At 72.0% G+C, this 2,508-nt stretch carries 1 protein-coding gene and 1 pseudogene; both read right to left on the bottom strand.

All coding sequences use genetic code 11. The features are described 5' to 3' along the window. Positions 1–420, bottom strand: a pseudogene (locus VIB55_RS13960) (hypothetical protein); the annotation flags it as partial. Positions 421–561: 141 nt separating this feature from the next. Next, on the bottom strand, positions 562–2,508 hold a 1,947-nt coding region (locus VIB55_RS13955; protein ID WP_331877265.1), incomplete at its 5' end, for an ATP-dependent metallopeptidase FtsH/Yme1/Tma family protein.

The raw sequence follows: 2,508 nt of genomic DNA, 5'->3' as shown, positions 1-2,508 counted from the left end.
GTCCAGCCCCACCGCCCTCACCAGTTCGGCGATCATCGGGGCGCTCTTCACGAACTCCACCGTGGGGAGCGGAATCGCATGGTGCCCCTGCGATGTCCACCGCGAGTTCCACCCGGGCTCGTCGCCCACCGTTCCCAGCAGCGTCAGGCACTGCAGCTCCGGCCCGGCGGGCTGATCGCCGAGGAACCGCGCCGCGAACTGCTGCGATTCCGGCGGCAGCGACACAAACGGCACCGTCATGTAGAAGCGCGCCATCACGCACTCGCGCTTTCCGTCCTCGCCCAGCGCCTGTGCGTAGAAGTAGCGCACGACGGAATCGGCCACCTCTTCGATGGACGTGGCACCCAGCGCCGCCCGGCGCAGGTCCGCGCCGCACGTGAGCATCTCGTTGAGGCCGAAGCGCAGGAGGGAAAAGCTCATGAACGGAACAGGGTTGCGGGGCGTGGTCGCGCGCGATCCACGCCGGTGCGCAGGGATCGCGCCGCGCCGCTGCCCGTGAACGCACGCGAGGCCCCGGACGGCGTGTCCGGGGCCTCGCAGATTCCAGGATGAGATCGCGTGTCAGGCCGCGGAGGGCAGCCTGGTAGATGGGGCCAGCGATGCCGCGAGGGCGTCGGCCAGCCAGGCAGGGCGCGTGGTGCCCGCCTCTGCCATGATCTCCACCGCCTCGTCGCCCTCGATGGTTTCGCGCTCCAGCAGGGCCACGGCCAGCGCGGCCAGGGGCTCGCGATTGGCCGCGACGACCTCGCGGGTCCGCGCGTACAGCCGCTCCAGGATGGATTTCACCTCGCGGTCCATCCGCGCGTGGGCCTCGGCGCTCAGGCTCCCCGCCTCGCCATCGTGGATCAGCAGCCCGGTGTCGTCGCCCATCCCCAGCTGGTACACCATCTTGCGGGCGATGCCGTTCACCTGCTGAAGGTCGTTCTGCGCCCCGCTGGTGATGGCCAGGGGGCCGAACACCAGCTCCTCGGCGGCGCGCCCCGCCAGCCCCTTCATGATCAGCGCCTCGAGGTAGCTGCGCCGGTACAGGAAGCGGTCGTCCGAGGGCGAGAAGTAGGCGACGCCCATGGCCTGGCCGCGGGGCTGGATGGTCACCTTGTGAAGCCCGTCCTCGGGGGCGCACAGCACGCCCACCAGCGCGTGGCCGGCCTCGTGGTACGCCACCGTGCACCGCTCCTGGTCCATCGCGCGGAACCCCTTGCGCTCCTTGCCCAGCAGCAGCCGGTCGCGCGCCGCGTCCACGTGCGCCCAGCGGACGGAGGGCTCCTGCTCGCGCGCGGCGGCGATGGCGGCCTCGTTCAGCAGGTTGGCCAGCTCGGCGCCCGTCGATCCCGGCGTCAGCCGCGCCAGCCGCCCCAGGTCCACCTCCGCGTGCAGCGGAATCCCGCGACGGCCGACGTGCAGCCGCAGGATCTCTTCGCGGCCGCCGGAGGTGGGCGGGCTGACGGTGATCATGCGGTCGAAGCGGCCGGGACGCTTCAGCGCCTCGTCCAGGTCGTCGGGGCGGTTGGTGGCGGCGATGACGACCACGCCCGCCAGCGGATCGAAGCCGTCCATCTCCACCAGCAGCTGGTTGAGCGTGCGGTCGTCTTCGTTGTGGCTGCGGTTGCGCCCGCGCTTGCCGCCCAGCGCGTCGATCTCATCGATGAAGATCACCCCGCCCTTCTTGCGCGCCCGCTTGAACAGCGTCTTGATGCGGTGCGCGCCCATGCCGACGAGGAAGCCGGTGACTTCCGAGCCGGAGATGGAGAAGAAGGGGACGCCCGCCTCGCCCGCCACGGCCCGCGCCAGCAGCGTCTTCCCCGTTCCCGGCGGGCCGACGAGCAGCGCGCCCTTGGGAATGCGTGCGCCCAGCCGGGCGAAGCGCTCGGGGGCGCGCAGGAAGTCCACCATCTCGCGAAGCTCGTCCGCCGCGCCCTGCGTGCCCGCCACGTCGTCGAACGTCACGTCCGACGCGCCGGTGCCGCCCAGCTCCTCGCCGGCGCCCTGGTGGATCTGGCGGAACAGGAACCATCCCGCGCCGACCAGCAGCGCCAGCGTCAGCAGACCGCGCAGCACGCTCTCCGGCGTGGCGCGCGTGGGCGGGGAGGCGAGGGTGAGCTTGACCCCCGCGGCCTCGGCGCGCGCGGCCAGCCCGTCGATTTCCTCCACGGGGAAGGCGACGGCGAAGTCCGGATCAGAGCCGTTGGCCGCGCCCACCGGGCCGGCCCACTCACCCAGGATCACGTCCCCCGGGCGCACGGTCAGGGCGGAGACCTTCCTTTGCGAGACAGCGCTGAGGAGCTCGGTGTAGGCGATGCGCGGCAGCTCCGGCGCGCGCGCCGCCCACCAGGCCCAGATGGCGACGACCAGCACGGCCACACCGATGCCGCCGCGCACCAGCCAGGCGGGAACCCGGGGAGAGACGTCGCCCGGGGCCGGCTTGCCCGTGGCCATGCCCGCGGAGGGCTGCTTGGAAGTGCGATTTTCGCCGAGTGACGACATGCCGCGAAACTGCTGAAAGAGAGA

It is taken from the genome of Longimicrobium sp., assembly GCF_036554565.1.
Classification (GTDB): domain Bacteria; phylum Gemmatimonadota; class Gemmatimonadetes; order Longimicrobiales; family Longimicrobiaceae; genus Longimicrobium.
The sequence above is the reverse complement of the archived record's forward strand: the minus strand, read 5'-3'. Positions and strand labels throughout refer to the sequence as shown.